Origin of the sequence: Micromonospora sp. CA-244673 (assembly GCF_050948395.1) — a bacterium.
GTDB lineage: Bacteria > Actinomycetota > Actinomycetes > Mycobacteriales > Micromonosporaceae > Micromonospora.
Genome location: NZ_CP192019.1, coordinates 883352 through 902956, shown reverse-complemented (window position 1 = coordinate 902956; position 19605 = coordinate 883352). Strand labels below are relative to the sequence as shown.

The window sequence follows — 19605 nt, the reverse complement described above, 5'->3', positions numbered from 1 at the left end:
GGGAAAGCCACGAGAGGAGTCCCACCGTGTTCCTTCGCCGCATCAAGGCCGAGATGATCTCTCCCGACCGGGCCCTGCCGGGCCGTCCGATCGCGATGCCGATCGCCGACCGGCACGAGGTGCTGCCGTCCTCGCTGAAGGGCCCCTTCCCCGAGGGCGCGCAGGTCGCCGTCTTCGGGATGGGCTGTTTCTGGGGCGCCGAGCGGCTGTTCTGGACCCTCCCCGGCGTCATCACCACGTCGGCCGGCTACGCGGGTGGATACACCACCAACCCGACGTACGAGGAGGTCTGCTCGGGGATGACCGGGCACGCCGAGGTGGTCCAGGTGGTCTACGACCCGTCGAGGATCAGCTACGAGGACCTGCTCAAGGTCTTCTGGGAGAACCACGACCCGACCCAGGGCATGCGCCAGGGCAACGACGTCGGCACGCAGTACCGGTCGGCGATCTACGCCACCACCGACGAGCAGTTGGCCACCGCGCGGGCCTCGCGGGACGCCTTCGCGCCGATCGTGGCGCGGGCCGGCAAGGGTGAGATCACCACGGAGATCGCCCGCCTCGGCGACTACTACTTCGCCGAGGACTACCACCAGCAGTACCTCGCGCCGACCAAGAACCCGAACGGGTACTGCAACCACGGCCCCAACGGGCTGAGCTGCCCGGTCGGCGTGGCCCGTACCGCCGGCTGAGCGACCCAGCTACGTTTCCGGGCCTGCGGTGTTTTTCACACCGCGGGCCCGGGACATTTCCGGCATCGGTCGCCCGTGGGACAGGAACCGCCGGTCCGAGACGGTGGCTACCATCCGTAGCGGCGCATGATAGCGAGCCGTCACCCGACTGTCATCGTCTCAACAGGCAAACTGCACCAACCTCTGGCAGCATGGGCCCGCATGTGCGGACTAGCGGGAGAGTTCCGCCGTGACGGTTCACGGGCCGACGTGTCGGCCGTGGAGCGGATGGCGGCCACGATGAGTGACCGAGGGCCCGACGACAGTGGTGTCTGGTCCCAGGGACCGACAGCGCTCGGACACCGACGCTTGAAGATCATCGACCTGTCCGCGGCCAGCGGCCAACCGATCGTGGACGCCCCCGCCGGCCTGACGGGCGTCTTCAACGGCTGCATCTACAACTACCGCGAGCTGCGCGAGGAGTTGCAGGCCCGGGGGCACCGCTTCTTCTCGGCCGGCGACAGCGAGGTCGTCGTCAAGGCGTACGCCGAGTGGGGGCTCGACTTCGTCGACCACCTGGTCGGCATGTTCGCGGTGGCGATCAGCGAGCGGGACACCGGGCGCCTGGTGTTGGCCCGGGACCGGCTCGGCATCAAGCCGCTCTACCTGGCCGAGAGCCCCGGCGTGGTGCGCTTCGCCTCGACCCTGCCGGCGCTGCTCGCCGGCGGCGGCGTCGACACCGGCATCGACCCGGTGGCGCTCGCCCACTACCTGAGCTTCCACAGCATCGTGCCGCCGCCGCGGACCATCCTGCGCGGCGTCGCCAAGCTCCCCCCGGCCACGGTCCGGGTGTACGAGCCGGACGGCACCACCCGCGACCGGGTCTACTGGGACCCGGCCTTCACCCGCGCCGCCGAGCGGGCCGGCTGGTCCGAGCGGGACTGGCAGGACGCCCTGCTGGAGTCGCTGACCACCGCCGTCCGCCGCCGCATGGTGGCCGACGTGCCGGTGGGCGTACTGCTCTCCGGCGGGCTCGACTCCAGCCTGGTGGTCGCGCTGCTGGCCGGCGAGGGGCAGTCGGGGCTGTCCACCTTCTCCATCGGCTTCGACGCGGTGGGCGGCCGGGAGGGCGACGAGTTCGTCTACTCCGACCTGGTCGCGAAGACCTTCGGCACCGACCACCACCAGATCCGGGTGCCCACCGGCGACCTGCTGCCGCCGCTGGAGGCCGCCGTCGCCGCCATGAGCGAACCCATGGTCAGCCACGACTGCGTGGCGTTCTGGCTGCTCAGCCAGGAGGTCGCCCGGCACGTCAAGGTGGTCCAGTCCGGTCAGGGCGCGGACGAGATCCTGGGCGGCTACCACTGGTACCCGCCGCTGGCCGGTGTCGACCGGGAGCGGGCCCTCGACACGTACGCGTCCGCGTTCTTCGACCGCGACGCGGCCGGCCTGGCCCGGGTGCTCAACCCGGCGTGGCTGGCCGACGGCGACCCGGCGCGGGAGTTCGTGGCCGCGCACCTCGGCCGGCCCGGGGCGCAGACCGCCGTGGACGCCGGCCTGCGCATCGACACGCAGGTCATGCTCACGGACGACCCGGTGAAGCGGGTCGACAACATGACCATGGCCCACGGGCTGGAGGCCCGGGTGCCGTTCCTCGACCACGAGTTCGTCGAGCTGGCCGCGAGCTGCCCGCCGGAGCTGAAGCTGGCCCAGGGCGGCAAGGGCGTGCTCAAGGAGATCGGCCGGCGGGTCCTGCCGCACGAGGTCATCGACCGGCCGAAGGGCTACTTCCCGGTCCCGGGCCTCACGCACCTGGAGGACAAGCTCCTCGACCGGGTACGCGACGCGCTCACCGCGCCCGAGGCCCGCCGCCGCGACCTGTTCCGCGCCGACTACGTCGACGCGCTGCTCGCCGACCCGAATGCCGAACTGACCCCGTTGAACGGAAACAAGCTGTGGCAGCTGGGACTCCTGGAAATGTGGCTCCAGAGCCACGGAATCGACTGACCGTGACCGACACCCTCGCGACGGGAGCCGCGCGTACCGATCGGGAACGGGTGCTGGGCCGGCGCCGGGAGCGGGTCGGCCCGGGCGGCGACCCGGTGGCGCCCGGCACGCCGGAGCCGCATCAGGAGCCCGGCGACGGGTCCGGCGTGGTGCTGGACTGCGGCTGGGGCCGGCTGGTCTTCGGGCAGACCTTCGCCGAGCAGGTCGAGGTCGCCGACGTGCTGCGCTCCGAGGCGGTCGGCGCCCGGGACATCTGCATCTACCTGCGCGACCCGCACGTGCTGGTCTCCCGCCTCCCCGACGAGCTGTTCATCGACCCGTCGCTGACCTACCGGCTGCCGCTGGGCGAGCGGCGGCCGGCCGCCACCGAGAGCGTCGAGATCCCCGGCCTGGCCGTCCGGCCGCTGCGCGACGCCGACGACGCGGATGCGGTGAACCGGATCTACGCCCGCAACGGCATGGTCACCGCGCCGGTGGAGGTGCTGGTCGACAACGCCGCCACCGACCGGTTCCTGCACCTGGTCGCCGAGGACGCCACCGGCGAGGTGGTCGGCACCATCACCGGGGTGGACCACGTCGCGGTCTTCGGCGACCCGGACAACGGCGCGAGCCTCTGGTGCCTGACCGTGGACTTCAACACCGCCCCGCCCGGCACCGGCCAGGCGCTGCTCACCGCGCTGGCCGACCGGCTCGACACGCGGGGCCGGGCGTACGTGGACCTGTCGGTGCTGGCCGAGAACTCGGGGGCGATCCGGCTCTACGAGCGGCTCGGCTTCCACCGCACCGGGACGCTCTGCGTGAAGCGGAAGAACCCGATCAACGAGCGGCTGTTCCTGCCCGCCATGCCGGCGGGGTACGACGAGCTGAACCCGTACGCGAAGATCGTCGCGGATGAGGCCATGCGGCGCGGCATCCGGGTGGAGGTGACCGATCCGCGCTGGGGTGAGCTGCGGCTGAGCAGCGGCGGCCGGACCGTGCACACGCGCGAGTCGCTCTCCGAGCTGACCTCGGCGGTGGCGATGAGCCGCTGCGACGACAAGCGGGTCACCCGGCGCATCCTCACCGAGGCGGGCCTGTCGGTGCCGCGCGGCCGGACCGCCACGGGCGACGCCGACGACCTGGCCTTCCTGGCCGACGTCGGCCCGGTGGTGGTCAAGCCGGCCCGGGGCGAGCAGGGCAACGGCATCACGGTCGGGGTCCGCACGCCGGAGGCGCTGACCGCCGCCGTCGAGCTGGCCCGCCGGTTCTGCCCGGACGTGCTGATCGAGGAGCTGCGGGAGGGCGAGGACCTGCGGGTGATCGTCATCGACCACGAGGTGGTGGCCGCGGCGGTCCGCCGGCCCGCGCAAATCACCGGCGACGGGGTGCACGACGTCACCGAGCTGATCGAGCGGCAGAGCCGCCGCCGCGCGGCGGCCACCGGCGGCGAGTCCCGGATCCCGATCGACGACATGACCCGCGAGGTGGTGGCCGAGGCCGGCCACCGGATGCACGACGTGCTCCCCGAGGGGCAGGTGCTGGCCGTCCGGCGGACCGCGAACCTGCACACCGGGGGCACGATCCACGACGTGACCGCCGAGCTGCACCCGGCCATCGCCGAGGCGTGCGTGACGGCCAGCCAGGCGCTGGACATCCCGGTCACCGGGCTGGACCTGCTGGTCCCCGCCGCCGACCGGCCGGAGCACGTGTTCATCGAGGCGAACGAGCGACCGGGCCTGGCCAACCACGAGCCGCAGCCGACCGCCGAGCGCTTCGTCGACCTGCTCTTCCCCGGCACCCGGGCGCCGCAGCGGCTCTGGTCGCCGGCCGGCGCGGGAGGGGCCGCGTGAGCCCGAAGCCGCTGGAGCTCGACCTCGACTACCTGCGCCAGGTGCTGGTGGAGCTGCTGGAGATCCCCAGCCCGTCGGGGCGTACCGACCACGTGCAGCAGTACGTGGGCGAGCGTCTCTCGGCGCTCGGCATCGGCTCGACGCTGACCCGGCGCGGGGCGCTCAGCGCGTCCCTGCCGGGGCCGCGGTCGACCGGCGCCGACCGGGCCATCGTGGTGCACACCGACACCATCGGCGGCATGGTGAAGCGGCTGAAGGAGAACGGCCGGCTGGAGGTGAAGCCGATCGGCACGCACAGCGCCCGCTTCGCCGAGGGCGCCCACGTGCGGATCTTCACCGACGACCTGGACCGGGTGGTCACCGGCCAGGTGCTGCCGCTGAAGGCCAGCGGGCACCGCTACAACGAGGGCGTCGACCTCCAGGGCGTCGGCTGGGAGCTGATCGAGGTCCGGGTCGACGAGCCGGTCACCGACGAGGCCGGGCTCCGGGCGCTCGGCGTCGACGCCGGAGATTTCGTCGCGCTGCTCGCCAACCCGACGATCACCCCGAGCGGGTACGTCAAGTCCCGGCACCTGGACGACAAGGCCGGGGTGGCCGCGGTGCTGACCGCGTTCAAGGCGATGGTCGACGCGGGCGTCACCCCGGCGGTCACCGCGCACCTGCTGGTCACGGTCACCGAGGAGATCGGGCACGGGGCCAGCCACGGCCTCGACCCCGACGTCGCGGAGATCGTCTCGGTGGACGCCGCGGTGGTCGCGCCCGGCCAGCAGTCCCGGGAGGACGCGGCCACCCTGGCCATGGGCGACGGGGTGGGCCCGTTCGACTACCACCTCACCCGGCACCTCGCCGCGATCGCCCGGGAGCACGGCGTCCACCTGGTCCGGGACGTCTTCGACTACTACCGCTCGGACGTGGCGGCGGCGGTCGAGGCGGGCGCCCACGCCCGGGTGGCGCTGCTCGGCTTCGGCGTGGACGCCACCCATGGCCACGAGCGCACCCACCTGGACGGGCTGCGGCACCTCGCCCAACTGCTCTGCCTCTACCTGCAGAAGCCGCTGGTGTTCCCCGAGTGGGACGCCGAGCCCGAGGGCGACCTGGCCGACTTCCCGTCGCTGGCCGTCCAGCCCGCCTCCGAGGAGGGTCCGCGAGAGGGCCCCATCGGCGTGGAGTGATCGGCCGGCGCTCGGGATTCCCCGTCGGGCTGTGATCCAAATCCGTTGCCGAGCGCGACGGGAAGTCGATAGCGTGGCGGTACACGGGAAAGGAGGTGGTCCAGACTTGTATAGCAATCGGACTCGTGAGGTGGCTGTCCGCTAGCCGCTGTCCTCGACAGTGAAATCCCGTCCGCCGCGAGGCGGGCAGCAAGGCACCATCGTCGAGACCGTGTGGCAGCGGTGCGGCGAAACCACGACAGCCACCCGACCCCCGGGGTGCCGGCCCAGTCCAGCCGGCCCGCGCGCGAGCGCGGAAGCCCCGGGGGTCGCTTCATGTCTGGGAGGCCCCGCGTGTCGATGCGCGAGCTGGTGATCCTCGGTACGGCCAGCCAGGCGCCCACCCGGCAGCGCAACCACAACGGCTACCTGCTGCGCTGGGACGACGAGGTGCTCCTCTTCGACCCCGGCGAGGGCAGCCAGCGGCAGATGCTGCACACCGGGATCTCCGCCACCGACCTGACCCGGATCTGCGTCACCCACTTCCACGGCGACCACTGCCTGGGCCTGCCCGGCATGATCCAGCGGCTCTCCCTGGACCGGGTCCCCCGCCCGGTGGCCGTGCACTTCCCCGCCGGGGGCGCCGAATACTTCGCCCGGCTGCGCCACGCGTCGAGCTTCTACGAGACCGCCGAGCTGGCCGTCGAGCCGATCGAGGCGGACGGGCAGCGGATCACGCTGGGCATCGGCACGCTGGAGGCCCGCCGGCTGCGGCATCCCATCGAGACGTACGGCTACCGGCTCGTCGAGCCGGACGGCTGCCGGATGCTTCCGGAGAAGCTGTCCGCGTACGGCATCGCCGGCCCCGCGGTCGGGCAACTCCTCCGCGACGGCCACCTGGACCTGGACGGGCGCCGCGTCACCCGGGAGGAGGTGAGCGTGACCCGGCCGGGGCAGCGGTTCGCCTTCGTCATGGACACCGGCCTCTGTGACGGGGTGTGGGCCCTGGCCGAGCACGCCGACCTGCTGGTCATCGAGTCGACCTTCCTGGAGTCCGAGGCCGCCCTCGCCGCCGAGGCCGGGCACCTCACCGCCGGCCAGGCCGCGCGGGTGGCGGCCGAGTCGGGGGTACGCACGCTCGTGCTCACCCACTTCTCCCAGCGGTACGCGGACCCGCGCCGCTTCGCCGACGAGGCCCGCGAGCACTTCGCCGGTGAGCTGGTGATCGCCGAGGACCTGATGACGGTGCAGGTGCCGCCCCGGCGGGTAGCCTCGGCCTGATGACGATCTCCCTGCGCCCGGCCACCGAGGCCGATCTCATGGCGGTCGGCGCCCTGCACCAGCGGTCCCGGGTCGCGGCGTACTCGTCGTTCCTGCCCGCGCAGGCGCTGGCCGATCCGACCCCGGAGGCGATGGGCCGGTACTGGACCGAGCGGGTGACCTGGGAACGCGCGGACCACCGGATGACCGTGGTCGAGCGGGACGGCCGGCTCGTCGGCTTCAGCTACCTGGGGCCCGACGACGAGGGCGATCCGGCCACCGGCCTGCTCAACGCCATCCACCTGGAGCCGGCGGAGCGGGGGCGGGGCACCGGGCGGGCGCTCATGGCGGACGCCCTCGACGCCATGCGGGCCCGCGGGTGGTCCCGTGCGGTGCTCTGGGTGCTCCGGGAGAACGCGACCGCCCGCCGGTTCTACGAGCGCGGCGGCTGGACCGCCACGGGCGAGCAGCGCGACGACGTCATCGGCACCGCCCTCGTCCCCCAGCTCCGCTATTGCCGTTCGCTCTGAGCGGATCGGGGCATGGGCGTCGATGTGGGCGCGTTGGGATCGGCATGGACACCGAGCACACCGAGCGGGCCGAGGACGCCGCGCTCGACGCGTACTCCCGGGTGGTGAGCGGCGTGGCCGCCCGGGTGCTGCCCAGCGTGGCCGCCCTGTCGGTGCGGACCGCGCGGGGCGCCGGCGCCGGTTCGGCCGTGGTGATCGGCCCGGACGGGCTGCTGCTCACCAGCGCCCACGTGGTGCAGGGCGCCCGGGACGGGTCGGCCGCCTTCGGCGACGGCACCGAGACCGGGTTCCGGGTGGTGGGCGCCGACCCGCTCTCCGACCTGGCCGTGCTGCGGGCGGAACGGGCGACCGTCGAGCCCGTGGAGCTGGGCGACGCGGACCGGCTGCGGATCGGCCAGTTGGTGGTCGCCGTCGGCAACCCGATGGGGCTGGCCGGGTCGGTCACCGCCGGGGTGGTCTCCGGGCTGGGCCGGTCGCTGCCGGCCCGGGACGGGCGGGTCACCCGGCTCATCGAGGACGTCATCCAGACCGACGCGGCGCTGAACCCGGGCAACTCGGGCGGCGCGCTGGCCGACTCGGCCGGCCGGGTGGTCGGGGTCAACACCGCGGTCGCCGGGTACGGCCTCGGGCTGGCCGTGCCGGTCAACGCCACCACCCGGCAGATCATCGCGGACCTCACCGCCGACGGCCGGGTCCGCCGGGCCTGGCTGGGTGTGGCCGGCGTGCCGGTGCCGCTGCCACCGGAGATCACCGCGCGGACCGGGCAGCGGCGCGGGCTGCGCGTGGTCGAGGTGGTGCCGGGCAGTCCGGCCGGGACGGCCGGGCTCTACCTCGGCGACATCATCGTGGCGGCCGGCGGCCGGCCCGTGCAGGACGGCCAGGGCCTGCAACGGTTGATGCTCGGCCCGGCGATCGGCGCCCGCCTGCCGGTCACCGTGCTGCGCAAGGGCGCGTACGTGGACGTGGTGGCCGTCCCGACCGAGCTGAGCCGCTGACGCGAACGAGGGCCGCACCCCGGACGGGGTGCGGCCCTCGTGTCGACGTGGGTCAGCGGGCGCCGAGGTGGGCCAGCAGGTCCTGGCGGGTCAGCACGCCCTTGGGCTTGCCGTCGACCAGCACCAGCGCGGCGTCGGCCTTCTCCAGCAGCCCGACCGCCTCGCTCACCGGCTGGCCGCCACCGATCATGGGCAGCGGGTCGGTCATGTGCCGCTCGATGGTGTCGTGCAGGTGGGCCTGGCCGGTGAAGAGCGCGTCGAGCAGGTCCTTCTCGGCGATCGAGCCGGCCACCTCGCCGGTCACCACGGGCGGCTCGGCCTTGAGCACCGGGAGCTGGGAGACGCCGTATTCCCGCATGTAGTCGATCGCGTCGCGGACCGTCTCGGTCGGGTGGACGTGCACCAGCTCGGGCAGGCCGCCCGGCTTGTTGGCGAGCGCCTCGGCCACGGTCGGCTCGGTGCCCGAGTTGTCGAGGAAGCCGTAGCGGGCCATCCAGCTGTCGTTGAAGATCTTCGACAGGTAGCCCTTGCCGCTGTCCGGCAGCAGCACCACGACCACGTCGTCCGGGCCGGCCTTGCGGGCCACCTCCAGGGCGGCCACCACGGCCATGCCGCAGGAGCCCCCGACCAGCAGCCCCTCCTCGCGGGCCAGCCGCCGGGTCATCTCGAAGGACTGCTTGTCGGACACCTCGACGATCTCGTCGGCCACGGACCGGTCGTAGGTCTCCGGCCAGAAGTCCTCGCCGACGCCCTCCACCAGGTAGGGCCGGCCGGTGCCGCCGGAGTAGACCGAACCCTCCGGGTCCGCGCCGACCACCCGGACCCGCCCCTCGGACGCCTCCTTCAGGTAGCGGCCGATGCCGGAGATGGTGCCGCCTGTGCCGACACCCGCCACGAAGTGGGTGAGCCGCCCCTCGGTCTGCTGCCAGATCTCCGGCCCGGTGGTCTCGTAGTGCGAGCGCGGGTTGGCCGGGTTGCTGTACTGGTTGGGCTTCCAGGCGCCGGGGATCTCCCGGGTCAGCCGGTCGGAGACGTTGTAGTAGGAGCGCGGGTCCTCCGGCGCCACGGCGGTCGGGCAGACCACGACCTCGGCGCCGTACGCCCGCAGCACGTCCTGCTTGTCCTGGCTGACCTTGTCGGGGCAGACGAAGACGCACTTGTAGCCCTTGAGCTGGGCGACGAGGGCCAGCCCGACGCCGGTGTTGCCGCTGGTCGGCTCGACGATCGTGCCGCCCGGCTGGAGCAGGCCGGCCTTCTCGGCGTCCTCGACCATCCGCAGCGCGATCCGGTCCTTGACCGAGCCGCCCGGGTTGACGTATTCCACCTTCGCCAGCACGGTCGCCTGGATGCCCTCGGTGACGTTGCGCAGGCGTACCAGCGGGGTGTTGCCGATCAGCTCGACCACGTTGTCGTAGTACTGCACCTCGTTGTGCCCTTCGTTGCGCCGCCGTCGTGGGGCGGCCGGAAAGTCGTCAGTTCGTCGCCCAGGGTACGTGCCGTCAGGGCGCCACATGCCCCGGGATGACGGACCTGCGACGTGCCTCCCACTCCAGGAAGCGCTCGGTCTCAGCGAGCACGCTGCCGGCCAGCCAGGTGACCATGACGGCGTCGTCGGCCAGGCCGAAGATCGCCAGCGGGATCTCCGGCAGCAGGTCGATCGGCGAGACGATGTACGCCGTGGCGCCGGCCATCAGGGCCAGCCGCAGGCCGCCGTCGTACTCGCCCCGGGCGGTGGCCCGGATCATCCGCGGCAGCGCCGCCAGCCGGGCGCCCAGCGACGGGCCACCCCGCGCTCCGGCGGCCAGCGCCCGGGCCAGCGCCGTGAAGGCCGCGCTCCGTTTCAACGTCTTCCCCATCTCCTCGCCCCTCTCCGCTCGACCAGGGTGCGGTCCCGGTGCAAGCCCGCCCCTGCCCTACCGGTACCCGGAACGGTCCCGTCCCAGCCATGACGATCACGCGGAGAGCGGGTGTCGTGGTGGCGCGATAATGTCGGTGCATGGGGGACGCTGGTTCCGTCGCGCACGGCGGCTGGCAGCGCGCCCGGCGGATCGCCCGCGTGACGGCGATCGGCACGGGCGCCACGGTGGCGGCCACCGTCGTCACGGGCGGGGTGCTGCTCGGGCAGGCCCGCCAGGCCCGGCGCACCATCCCCATGGCCGAGGCGCCCCCGCCGCGCTGCGACGGCGTCTACGGCGCGAAGCTTCCCGGCCCGCCGGTCACCATGGTGATCCTCGGTGACTCCTCGGCCGCCGGCTACGGCGTGCACCGCCGCCGCGAGACCCCCGGCGCGCTGCTCGCCACCGGGCTGTCCCGCCGGCTGCACCGGCCGGTCCGGCTGCACCGGTTCGCCGTGGTGGGCGCCCTGTCGGCCGGGCTCAGGCCGCAGGTCGAGTCGGCCCTGGAGGTCGAACCGGACATCGCGGTCGTCCTGGTCGGCGGCAACGACGTCACCAACCGCACCCCGCTCTCGGTGGCCGTGCGCTACCTGGTCGACGCGGTCCGGACGCTGCGGGCCGCCGGCTGCGAGGTGGTCGTCGGCACCTGCCCCGACCTGGGCGCGATCCGGCCGATCCAGCCGCCGCTGCGCTGGCTGGCCCGGCGCTGGAGCCGCCAGCTCGCCGCCGCCCAGACGATGGCCGTGGTGGAGGCGGGCGGCTGGACGGTCTCGCTGGGCGACCTGCTGGGCCCACGGTTCGCCGCCGAGCCGACCCGCATGTTCGCCTGGGACCGGTTCCACCCGTCCGCCGAGGGGTACGCGGTGGCCGCGGCGGCGCTGCTACCGACCGTGCTCTCCGCGTTGGGCGCCGGCCAGGAACGCCGGCCTTCGCTCGCCCACGCGGAAGGCGTACGGTCGCTCCCCGAGGCGGCCCAGGAGGCCGCCCGGCACGCCGGCACCGAGGTCAGCGCCGCCCAGGTTCGCGGCCGCGAGCGCGGGCCCGGTGGACGATGGGCGCAGCTTCGGCGGCGGGCCTTCTTCGGCGTCGGCGCGGCGCCGCAGCCCGGTGCCGCCGCCGATCCGGCCCAGGTGGAGGGGCTGGCGTGAGCGGGGCGGCGGAGGCATCATCAGCAGGCACAACGTGTGCCATGCTCATGTCGACGCCGTTCGCCAGGAGCAGACCCGCCCGCGGGTCAGGGGAGCTGGGGAGGTGTCGTGGTGACCGAGCGTAACGAGCTCGCGGTCCGGCTTGGTCGGGCCGCCGCGCTCTCCCTGCTCGCCGGCACGGTGGGCGGGGCGGTGGTCCTCGCCGGCCAGGCCATCGCCGCCCGGAGCCGGGAATACGCCCAGCCCGAGCTGGGCCTCGCGCTGCGCGCCACGGTCGGCCGGGCGGACGCCCCGCCGCTGCGGCTGGTGCTGCTCGGCGACTCGTCGGCGCTCGGCGTCGGCGTCGACCGCTTCGAGGAGACCATCGGCGGCCAGCTCGCCCAACTGCTGAGCGAGGCGCCCGCCGGCCGGCGGGTGCACCTGTCCAGCGTCGGGGTCTCCGGCTCCCGCTCCACCGATCTGGCCACCCAGGTGGCCCGGGCGCTGCTCGGCGAACGGCCCGACGTGGCGGTGATCCTGATCGGGGCGAACGACGCCACCGGGCTGGCCCGCCCGGCCGACGCGGCGGCCTACCTCGGCTCGGCGGTGCGCCGGCTGCGCGAGGCGCACGTCGAGGTGGTCGTGGGCACCTGCCCCGACCTCGGCGCGGTCCGCGCGGTCGCGTCCCCGCTGCGGCAGGTGCTCGGCTGGGCCGGGCGGCGGATGGCCCGCGCCCAGACGGGCGCCGTGCTCGACGCCGGGGGCAGCGTCGTCGACCTGGCCACCGAGACCGGCCCGGTGTTCCGGGCGGACGCCGGCACCCTCTGCCACGACGGCTTCCACCCCTCCGCCGACGGCTACCGGGTCTGGGCGCACGCCCTGCTGCCGGCGGTCGAGGCGGCCGCCGCGGTCGCCTACCGGCACCACCACTGAGCCCCGGCGGGGTGACATTTCCCGCCCGCCGCGCGGCTTCCGCCACAAGTTACCGGCGGGTTAACGTTGGTTCATGCCGATTGAGTCGCCCCGCGACGCCGTCATCGTCGCCACCGCCCGGTCCCCCATCGGCCGCGCGTTCAAGGGTTCCCTGCGGGAGGTCCGCCCGGACGACCTCGCCGCCACGATCGTCCAGGCCGCCCTCGACAAGGTTCCGGCGCTCGATCCCACCACCATCGACGACCTCTACCTGGGCTGCGGCCTGCCCGGTGGCGAGCAGGGCTTCAACATGGCCCGGGTGGTCGCCACCCTGCTGGGCCTGGACGGCCTGCCCGGCGCCACGCTGACCCGCTACTGCGCCTCCTCGCTGCAGACCACCCGCATGGCCATGCACGCGATCCGGGCGGGCGAGGGCGACGTCTTCATCTCCGCCGGCGTCGAGACCGTCTCCAGGTACGCGCGGGGCAACTCGGACACCCTCCCGCCGGAGGCGCAGGCGCTGGTCGGCGGCGGCTGGGAGAACCCGCGATTCGCCGAGGCGCGCGAGCGCTCGAAGGCCCGGGCCCAGGGCGGCGCCGAGGTGTGGACCGACCCGCGCGAGGCCGGCCAGCTCCCCGACATCTACCTGACCATGGGGCAGACCGCGGAGAACCTCGCCCAGGTCCACGACGTCACCCGCGAGGACATGGACGCGTTCGGCGTCCGCAGCCAGAACCTGGCCGAGAAGGCGATCGCGGACGGCTTCTGGGCCCGCGAGATCACCCCGGTCACCACGCCGGACGGCACCGTGGTGAGCACCGACGACGGCCCGCGCCCCGGCGTGACGCTGGAGGCCGTGGCCGGCCTGAAGCCGGTCTTCCGCCCGGACGGCCGGATCACCGCCGGCAACTGCTGCCCGCTCAACGACGGGGCGGCCGCCGTGGTGATCATGAGTGCGCAGCGGGCCCAGGAGCTGGGGCTCACCCCGCTGGCCCGGATCGTCTCCACCGGCGTCACCGCGCTGTCGCCCGAGATCATGGGCCTGGGCCCGGTCGAGGCGTCCAGGCAGGCGCTGAAGCGGGCCGGCATGACCATCGACGACGTCGACCTGGTCGAGATCAACGAGGCGTTCGCCGCCCAGGTGATCCCGTCGTACCGGCAGCTCGGCATCCCCGAGGAGAAGCTGAACGTGATGGGCGGCGCGATCGCGGTCGGCCACCCGTTCGGCATGACCGGCGCCCGGATCACCGGCACCCTGCTCAACGCGCTGGAGTGGCACGACGGGACCATCGGTCTGGAGACCATGTGCGTCGGCGGCGGCCAGGGCATGGCCATGGTGCTCGAACGCCTGAACTGAGGCCGGTTCCCCGCAACAGAAGCCGGGTACGGGAGGCGCCATGGCGACCGTCGTGGAACGCGAACGCAAGTACTCCGGCGACGAGGGATTCCGGCTGCCCGACCTGACGGGGTGCGGTGGCGTCGCGACGACGTCCGACGCCACCGCCCTCGACCTGGACGCGGTCTACTGGGACACCGCCGACCTCCGGCTGGCGCGCAGCGGCTACGCGCTGCGGCGGCGGACCGGCGGGCACGACGCGGGCTGGCACCTCAAGGTGGGCGCGGTCGGCGGCGCGCGCACCGAGCACCAGTTCCCGGCCGGGCCGGAGGACGCCGACCCGCCGCCCGAACTGGTGGCGCTCTTCCGCGGCGCGTCCCGTGGCCGCCCGGTCGCCCCGGCCGCGCGGGTCGTCACCCGCCGCCGGGAACGCCGCCTGCTCGACGCGGCCGGCCGCCCGCTGGCCGAGGTGGCCGAGGACGACGTCCACGCCGAGGACCTGGTGAGCGGCGAGCGGCAGGCCTGGCACGAGCTGGAGGTCGAGCTTGTCGAGGGCGACGAGGCGCTGCTCGACGCGGTGGACGACCGGCTGCGCGGGGCCGGCGCCCGGGCCGTCCCGGTCTCGAAGTCCCACCGCGCGCTGGGCGGCCGGCTCGCCGCCACCCGTTCGGCGCCCGCCGACCCGGCGGCCGCGCCGGTGGTCGACTACCTCACCGCCCAACGCGACACGCTGGTCGGGCACCACGCCGGCGCGCTCGGCGGCGACGAGGACGCCGTGCACGACATGCGGGTGGCCGTCCGCCGGCTCCGCTCCACGCTGCGGACCTTCCGGGGCCTCTGGGACCGCGCGGAGAGCGAGCAGGTGCGGGCGGAGCTGCGCTGGCTGGGCGCGCAGCTCGGGCCGGTCCGCGACGTCCAGGTGATGGCCGCCCGGCTGGCCGACGCGGTACACGCGGAACCCGCGGAGCTGGTGCTCGGCCCGGTGCCGGCGCGGTTCGCCGAACGGTTCGCCGCCGATCTGGCCGCCGCCCTCGACGGGCTGCGCGCCACGCTCGGCTCCGACCGCTACACCGACCTGCTGCGCCGCCTGGACGCGCTGGTGGAGGGGCCGACCACGCGCGGCGTACGGCCCCGCTGGGTGACCCGGCGGGTGCGCCGGGCGGTGACCCGCTTCGACGACCGGCTGGACGAGGCGCTCGCGGGCGGGGACGACGCCGCCCTGCACGAGGCGCGCAAGGCGGGCAAGCGGGCCCGGTACGCCGTCGAGGTGCGCCGGCCCGCCGCGAAGCTGGTGGACCGGTTCAAGGACCTCCAGGACGCGCTCGGCGCGCACCAGGACTCGGTGGTGACCCGTGCGGTGCTGCGCGAGCAGGCGCTGCGGGGGTACGCCGACGGCGAGAACACCTTCACCTACGGCCTGCTGCACGCCCGGCAGGCCGCGCTGGCCGACCGGGCCGGGCCGGCGCTGGCGAAGGCCCGTGACCGGGCCCGCCGGCGGAAGGTGCGGCGCTGGCTGACGGGCTGATCGCCGGTCAGAGCGTGGAACGGGTCCGGGCGACCGCGGCGGCCGCCCCGGCCAGCACGGGTTCCGGCGCGCCGGCCGCCAGCAGGTCGGCGGCGACCACCCGGAGCTGGTCGGGCAGGGCCAGGTCGCTGGGAAGCCGGGGCACCTCGCGGCGCGGCTCCCCCTCGGCGTCGGCCGCCAGGTTGGCGATCTCCTGGACCAGCTTGTGCACGAGGTCGGCGCGGGACACGTTGCCGCCCTCGGCCGCCGCCGACCAGCGCGGCTGCTCCCAGTGCCCGACCTGTCGGACCAGCAGCGTCACCGCCCGGTCCAGTTCTCCTGCGCTCATCGCGGCCGAGTCTACGACCGCTCCAGGTCGCGGCGCGGCGGCAGACCGGCCTTCATTCGGACGGACGCGCCGCCGGGCGGCGCGGAGGCCGAATCATGGCCGCCAGCCGAGCTGGAGTCGTCGTACGGTCAGCGGCGGACGTAGCTGAGCAGGCGCAGGATCTGCCAGTACAGGAAGATCAGCCCGACCAGCAGGCCGAAGGCGCAGAACCAGGCGTACCGGCGGGGCAGGCCGTTGCGGGCGGACCGTTCGACAAGATCGAAGTCGAGGACGAAGCTGAGCGCCCCGGCGATGATCGCGACCACCGAGAAGAGGTACGGCAGCCAGCCCACCCGCGCGGAGAGGCTGTAGACCTCGACGCCCTGCTTCCCGGTGAACAGGTAGGTGACCAGGTTGACCAGGCCGATCGCCACGATGCCGATGAGGGTGCCGACGACCAGGCGGGCCAGCCGCGGGGTGGCCCGGATCAGCCGGGCCCGGTAGAGCAGCGCCATGCCGAGGAAGACCCCGAAGGTGCCGACCACCGCCTGCGCCACGATGCCCGGATAGACCAGCTCGAAGGCGCGGCTGGCCACGCCGAGCAGCAGACCCTGGAGCACCGCGTACCCGGCGATCAGTGGCGGGTTGGTGATCTGCTTCAGCGTGATGACCAGCACGAGCGCCAGGCTGGCCAGGGCGCTGCCGGCCAGCGCCGCGGAGATCCACCCGGCCTGCGGCACGAGCACCCAGGCCACGGCGGCGGTGACGCCGGTGAGCAGCAGCAGCCCGACCGTCCGGCTGACCACGTCGGCCACCGTCATGGTGTCGACGGCCCCCGCCCCGAGCACCTGCCGCTCGGTCCGGCCGACGTCGTCCAGCCGGTCCAGCACCGGGTTGGCACTGCGCACCGCGACCTCCTCGCGCCGACGTACCCCGGCTCCCACTCTGCCCCGGGCGACCCGGCGGCGGCGGGCAAACGACGACGCCCGCCGCCGCGGGGGCGGCAGGCGGGCGTCGCAGGTCGGGCGGGGTCGGTCAGTCGTCGCCCTGGAAGTAGCTGAGCAGCCGGAGGATCTCCAGGTAGAGCCAGACCAGGCCGACCACGATGCCGAACGCGGCGGTCCAGGAGTAGCGCTGCGGGAGCCCCATCCGGACGCCCTCCTCGATCTCCGCGAAGTTGAGCACGAAGCTCAGCGAAGCGACCACGATGCAGACCAGGCTGAAGCCGATGGCCAGCGGGCTGCCGTCGCGGAGGTGGGTGTTGACGCCGAAGAGGGCGAGCACCAGGTTGATCAGCATGACGCCGAAGAGACCCGCGATGATCGCCACCATGATCCGGGCGAACTTCGGGGTGGCCCGGATGATCCGTGCCTTGTAGATCATCGCCATGAGGAAGAAGACGCCGAACGTGGCGACCACGGCCTGGAGCACGATGCCGTCGTAGAGCGTGTCGAACGTCTTGCTGACCATGCCGACGAAGACGCCCTCGACGATCGAGTACGCCACCACGAGCGCCGGGTTGGCCATCCGCGAGAACGAGATGATCAGGCCGAGGACCAGGCCGACCACGGCGGCGCCGATCCAGGCCACGCCGGTCAGGGCGTCCGGCACGAGCACCCAGGCCGCTGCGGCCGAGGCGCCGAGGATGCCGAGCATCAGGACCGTCTTGACGACCACGTCGTCGAGGGTCATCGGGGTCACGGTGGGCGGGGCCGCCGGGTAGCCGTGGCCGGTCGGGTACGGCTGCTGCTGCGGGTACTGCTGGTACTGCTGCGGATATCCGGGCTGACCGTACGGCCCGGGCTGGGCGTACCCGGCCGCCCGCTCCCGCTCAGCCGCCTGGCCGAGCCGGGCGAGCACCGGGTTCGAGGTCTTCACTTCTCAGGCCTCCCTCAGGGGGTCGATGCACGTGAACGTGCCTCTCCAGGGTAAACGCGGGGGCAACGCCGCGCGCCGCGCGAAGCTGTGGGAAACCTGAGAGTGTGGTGCCCGGGGCGGGGGTCGAACCCGCACGCCTTTCGGCAGCCGCTTTTAAGGCGGCCGTGTCTGCCATTCCACCACCCGGGCGGGTGACACCGGCGCGTCGACACGCGCGGTGCAGATCTCACCGTAGCGGCTGCGTCGCGGCCCGGCGTACCCCGAGGGGTCCGGCCGATATGGTCGAGGCCGTGACCAGCGCCGCCCGCACCGCCCCCGGGCCCGACCGCGACCAGGCGGTCCGCCGCGACCCGGCGATCCGCCCGGGCCGGGCGGCCCGGCTGCTGGCCGCCGGCCGCCGGCACCGCGCGGACCTGCTGGTCGGCCTGCTCTTCGCCGCGTTCGCCGGCTGGCTCACCCACGGGCTCTGGCCGGCGCCCGGGCAGCGGATGCTCGCCCTCAACCCGGCCGACCAGACCCTCTACGAGTGGTTCCTGGCCGTCGACTCGCGTGCCCTGCTCGGCGACTTCGGCCTGATCACCGACCGGCTGAACGCGCCGGACGGGGTCAACCTGATGACCAACACCACGGTCATCGCGCTCGGCGTGCTGCTCGCCCCGGTGACCCTCGTCCTCGGGGCGCCGGTCACCTTCGCCCTGCTGGCCGGGGCCAACCTGGCCGGTACGGCGCTGGCCTGGTACCTGCTCCTGCACCGGACGCTGCGGGCCCGCCGGCTCGCCGCCGGGCTCGGCGCCGCGCTCTGCGGCTTCGGCCCGGGCATGGTCTCGCAGAGCAACGGGCACCTGCACATGACCGCCCAGTGGCTGGTCCCGGTGATCGTCTGGCTGGTCGTCCGGCTGCTCCGGGCCGCCGACCCGGCCGGCCGCCCGGACGGCCCGGACCGCCGCCGGCTGGCCACCTCGGCGCTCGGGCTGGCCGCCGCCGTCACCGTCCAGGTCTTCGTCGGCGAGGAGGTGCTCTTCCTCACCGCGCTCACCCTGCTTGTCATGGCCGTCGCGTACGGGCTGGTCGACCGGGCGCTGCTGCGCCGGGCGCTGCCCGGCTTCGCCGGTGGGCTGATGTGCGCCGCCGGGCTGGCCCTGCTCGTGCTGGCGTACCCGCTGTGGCTCCAGTTCGCCGGGCCGCAGGGCGTCTCGGACGGGATGTTCAGCCCGCACTACTTCTCCGCCGACCTCACCAGCTGGACCCGGCTCTCCGCGCTGTCCGTGCTGGGCGGCGCCGACGCGGCCCGGCTGACCACCGGCCCGGCCGAGTTCAACGGCTTCCTGGGCTGGCCGCTGCTGCTGGTGGCCGCCGGTTGCGCGGTCTGGCTGGGCCGGCGCGCCCTGGTCGTCGCGTGCCTCGCCGGGGCGCTCGTGATGGCGGCGCTCTCGCTCGGCCCCGAGGTCATGGTCGGCGGGGAGCGGACCGGGGTGCCCGGCCCGTACGCCCTGCTGACCGGCCTGCCGGTGGTCGACGGTGCGCTGCCGACGCGGTTCGGCCTGGCGGTGCTGCCGCTGGTGGGGACGGTGCTCACGCTGGCGGTGCACCGGGCGCTGGGCGAGCGGGGGCGCGCCCGCCGGCTGGTCCCCGTCGCGGTCGGCGCGGCCCTGCTCAGCGTCTTCCCCGCGCCGCTGCCCACCACCGACCGACCGCCGCTGCCGGAGTTCGTCACCGGCGGGCACTGGCGGCAGTGCGTACGCCCCGGCGGGGTGCTCGTCCCGGTGCCCACGGCCACCCCGAAGGACCCGTGGCCGATGCGCTGGGGCACCGCCGCCGGCGCCGCCTTCGGCATGCCGGAGGGCTTCTTCATCGGCCCGTACGGGCGCAACGGCTCGGCCACCATGGGCACGTACCAGCGCCCCACCTCGGCCCTGCTGGCCGACGTCGCGAAGCGGGGGGTGGCGCCGGCGGTGGGCGACCGGCAGCGCCGGCAGGCCGCCCGGGACATCGAGTTCTGGGGCGCGTCGTGCGTGGCGCTGACCGACGACGCGCCGCACGCGGAGACCCTGCGCCGGACCCTGGAGGAACTCTTCGGACCGGGCACCCGCATCGCCGACGCCTGGACCTGGCGGTTCTGACCCGGACACGGCGAAGGGCCCCTCCCGTGCGGGAAGGGCCCTTACCGGTTGCTCTGACACGAGGT

At 74.2% G+C, this 19605-nt stretch carries 17 protein-coding genes and 1 tRNA gene; 12 read left to right on the top strand and 6 right to left on the bottom strand.

The window, feature by feature from the left end:
• Positions 1-26 precede the first annotated feature (26 nt).
• The 7 genes from msrA to ACQP12_RS04480 all read left to right on the top strand — a co-directional run bounded on the left by msrA (position 27) and on the right by ACQP12_RS04480 (position 8440).
• Positions 27-689 (top strand): peptide-methionine (S)-S-oxide reductase MsrA, encoded by a 663-nt coding sequence (gene msrA, locus ACQP12_RS04510; protein WP_433285229.1) that lies wholly within the window; start codon positions 27-29, stop codon positions 687-689.
• 201 nt (positions 690-890) lie between these two features.
• Positions 891-2675: an N-acetylglutaminylglutamine amidotransferase gene (locus ACQP12_RS04505; protein ID WP_433285227.1), complete on the top strand. Its 1785-nt coding sequence runs from the start codon at positions 891-893 to the stop codon at positions 2673-2675.
• Positions 2676-2677: 2 nt separating this feature from the next.
• Positions 2678-4504: an N-acetylglutaminylglutamine synthetase gene (gene ngg / locus ACQP12_RS04500; RefSeq protein WP_433285225.1), complete on the top strand. Its 1827-nt coding sequence runs from the start codon at positions 2678-2680 to the stop codon at positions 4502-4504.
• On the top strand, positions 4501-5676 hold the full coding sequence (locus ACQP12_RS04495; RefSeq protein ID WP_433285223.1) for an osmoprotectant NAGGN system M42 family peptidase: 1176 nt from the start codon (positions 4501-4503) through the stop codon (positions 5674-5676). Before ngg ends, ACQP12_RS04495 begins: the two co-directional genes overlap by 4 nt.
• Positions 5677-6009: 333 nt before the next feature.
• Positions 6010-6936 carry a ribonuclease Z gene (locus tag ACQP12_RS04490; RefSeq protein ID WP_433285221.1) on the top strand — a complete coding sequence of 309 codons (927 nt, stop codon included), beginning with the start codon at positions 6010-6012 and terminating at the stop codon, positions 6934-6936.
• A complete protein-coding gene (locus tag ACQP12_RS04485; protein WP_433285219.1) occupies positions 6936-7445 on the top strand; it encodes an N-acetyltransferase family protein in 510 nt (169 codons plus the stop codon). The genes ACQP12_RS04490 and ACQP12_RS04485 overlap by 1 nt, the downstream gene beginning before the upstream one ends.
• Before the next feature lie 44 nt (positions 7446-7489).
• Positions 7490-8440 carry a S1C family serine protease gene (locus tag ACQP12_RS04480; protein ID WP_433285217.1) on the top strand — a complete coding sequence of 317 codons (951 nt, stop codon included), beginning with the start codon at positions 7490-7492 and terminating at the stop codon, positions 8438-8440.
• A 52-nt stretch (positions 8441-8492) separates the two neighbouring features.
• On the opposite strand, the gene ACQP12_RS04475 is transcribed toward ACQP12_RS04480, so the two are convergent.
• The gene (locus ACQP12_RS04475; protein ID WP_357947719.1) at positions 8493-9863 is read right to left on the bottom strand and encodes a cystathionine beta-synthase; all 1371 of its coding nucleotides are present in this window, start codon (positions 9861-9863) and stop codon (positions 8493-8495) included.
• 76 nt (positions 9864-9939) lie between these two features.
• Complete coding sequence (locus tag ACQP12_RS04470) at positions 9940-10296, bottom strand: YkvA family protein (RefSeq protein WP_357947722.1); 357 nt, start codon at positions 10294-10296, stop codon at positions 9940-9942.
• A gap of 140 nt (positions 10297-10436) precedes the next feature.
• On the opposite strand from ACQP12_RS04470, the gene ACQP12_RS04465 reads away from it, so the two are divergent.
• The 4 genes from ACQP12_RS04465 to ACQP12_RS04450 all read left to right on the top strand — a co-directional run bounded on the left by ACQP12_RS04465 (position 10437) and on the right by ACQP12_RS04450 (position 15235).
• Positions 10437-11483, top strand: a complete 1047-nt coding sequence (locus ACQP12_RS04465) for an SGNH/GDSL hydrolase family protein (protein WP_433285214.1) — start codon at positions 10437-10439, stop codon at positions 11481-11483.
• 111 nt (positions 11484-11594) lie between these two features.
• Positions 11595-12395 (top strand): SGNH/GDSL hydrolase family protein, encoded by an 801-nt coding sequence (locus tag ACQP12_RS04460; protein WP_357947728.1) that lies wholly within the window; start codon positions 11595-11597, stop codon positions 12393-12395.
• A 73-nt stretch (positions 12396-12468) separates the two neighbouring features.
• Positions 12469-13731, top strand: coding sequence for an acetyl-CoA C-acetyltransferase (locus tag ACQP12_RS04455; protein WP_357947731.1), 1263 nt, complete (start codon positions 12469-12471; stop codon positions 13729-13731).
• 40 nt (positions 13732-13771) lie between these two features.
• Positions 13772-15235: a CHAD domain-containing protein gene (locus ACQP12_RS04450; RefSeq protein ID WP_433285211.1), complete on the top strand. Its 1464-nt coding sequence runs from the start codon at positions 13772-13774 to the stop codon at positions 15233-15235.
• A 7-nt stretch (positions 15236-15242) separates the two neighbouring features.
• On the opposite strand, the gene ACQP12_RS04445 is transcribed toward ACQP12_RS04450, so the two are convergent.
• The 4 genes from ACQP12_RS04445 to ACQP12_RS04430 all read right to left on the bottom strand — a co-directional run bounded on the left by ACQP12_RS04445 (position 15243) and on the right by ACQP12_RS04430 (position 17609).
• Positions 15243-15563, bottom strand: a complete 321-nt coding sequence (locus tag ACQP12_RS04445) for a hypothetical protein (RefSeq protein WP_357947736.1) — start codon at positions 15561-15563, stop codon at positions 15243-15245.
• 128 nt (positions 15564-15691) lie between these two features.
• Positions 15692-16450 (bottom strand): Bax inhibitor-1/YccA family protein, encoded by a 759-nt coding sequence (locus ACQP12_RS04440; RefSeq protein WP_433285209.1) that lies wholly within the window; start codon positions 16448-16450, stop codon positions 15692-15694.
• Positions 16451-16577: 127 nt separating this feature from the next.
• Positions 16578-17420: a Bax inhibitor-1/YccA family protein gene (locus tag ACQP12_RS04435; RefSeq protein WP_357947742.1), complete on the bottom strand. Its 843-nt coding sequence runs from the start codon at positions 17418-17420 to the stop codon at positions 16578-16580.
• Positions 17421-17525: 105 nt separating this feature from the next.
• Positions 17526-17609 (bottom strand) — tRNA-Leu (locus tag ACQP12_RS04430).
• 101 nt (positions 17610-17710) lie between these two features.
• Between ACQP12_RS04430 and ACQP12_RS04425 the strand changes: the two genes are divergently transcribed.
• Complete coding sequence (locus tag ACQP12_RS04425; protein WP_433285207.1) at positions 17711-19540, top strand: hypothetical protein; 1830 nt, start codon at positions 17711-17713, stop codon at positions 19538-19540.
• Positions 19541-19605: the final 65 nt, after the last annotated feature.

Bases quoted from the DNA above. Each gene is read 5' to 3' on its own strand.
- ACQP12_RS04505 (WP_433285227.1), top strand. From the start codon at position 891: ATGTGCGGACTAGCGGGAGAGTTCCGCCGTGACGGTTCACGGGCCGAC.
- ACQP12_RS04465 (WP_433285214.1), top strand. From the start codon at position 10,437: ATGGGGGACGCTGGTTCCGTCGCGCACGGCGGCTGGCAGCGCGCCCGG.
- ACQP12_RS04445 (WP_357947736.1), bottom strand. From the start codon at position 15,563: ATGAGCGCAGGAGAACTGGACCGGGCGGTGACGCTGCTGGTCCGACAG.
- ACQP12_RS04485 (WP_433285219.1), top strand. From the start codon at position 6,936: ATGACGATCTCCCTGCGCCCGGCCACCGAGGCCGATCTCATGGCGGTC.
- ACQP12_RS04450 (WP_433285211.1), top strand. From the start codon at position 13,772: ATGGCGACCGTCGTGGAACGCGAACGCAAGTACTCCGGCGACGAGGGA.
- ACQP12_RS04455 (WP_357947731.1), top strand. From the start codon at position 12,469: ATGCCGATTGAGTCGCCCCGCGACGCCGTCATCGTCGCCACCGCCCGG.
- ACQP12_RS04470 (WP_357947722.1), bottom strand. From the start codon at position 10,296: ATGGGGAAGACGTTGAAACGGAGCGCGGCCTTCACGGCGCTGGCCCGG.
- ACQP12_RS04480 (WP_433285217.1), top strand. From the start codon at position 7,490: ATGGACACCGAGCACACCGAGCGGGCCGAGGACGCCGCGCTCGACGCG.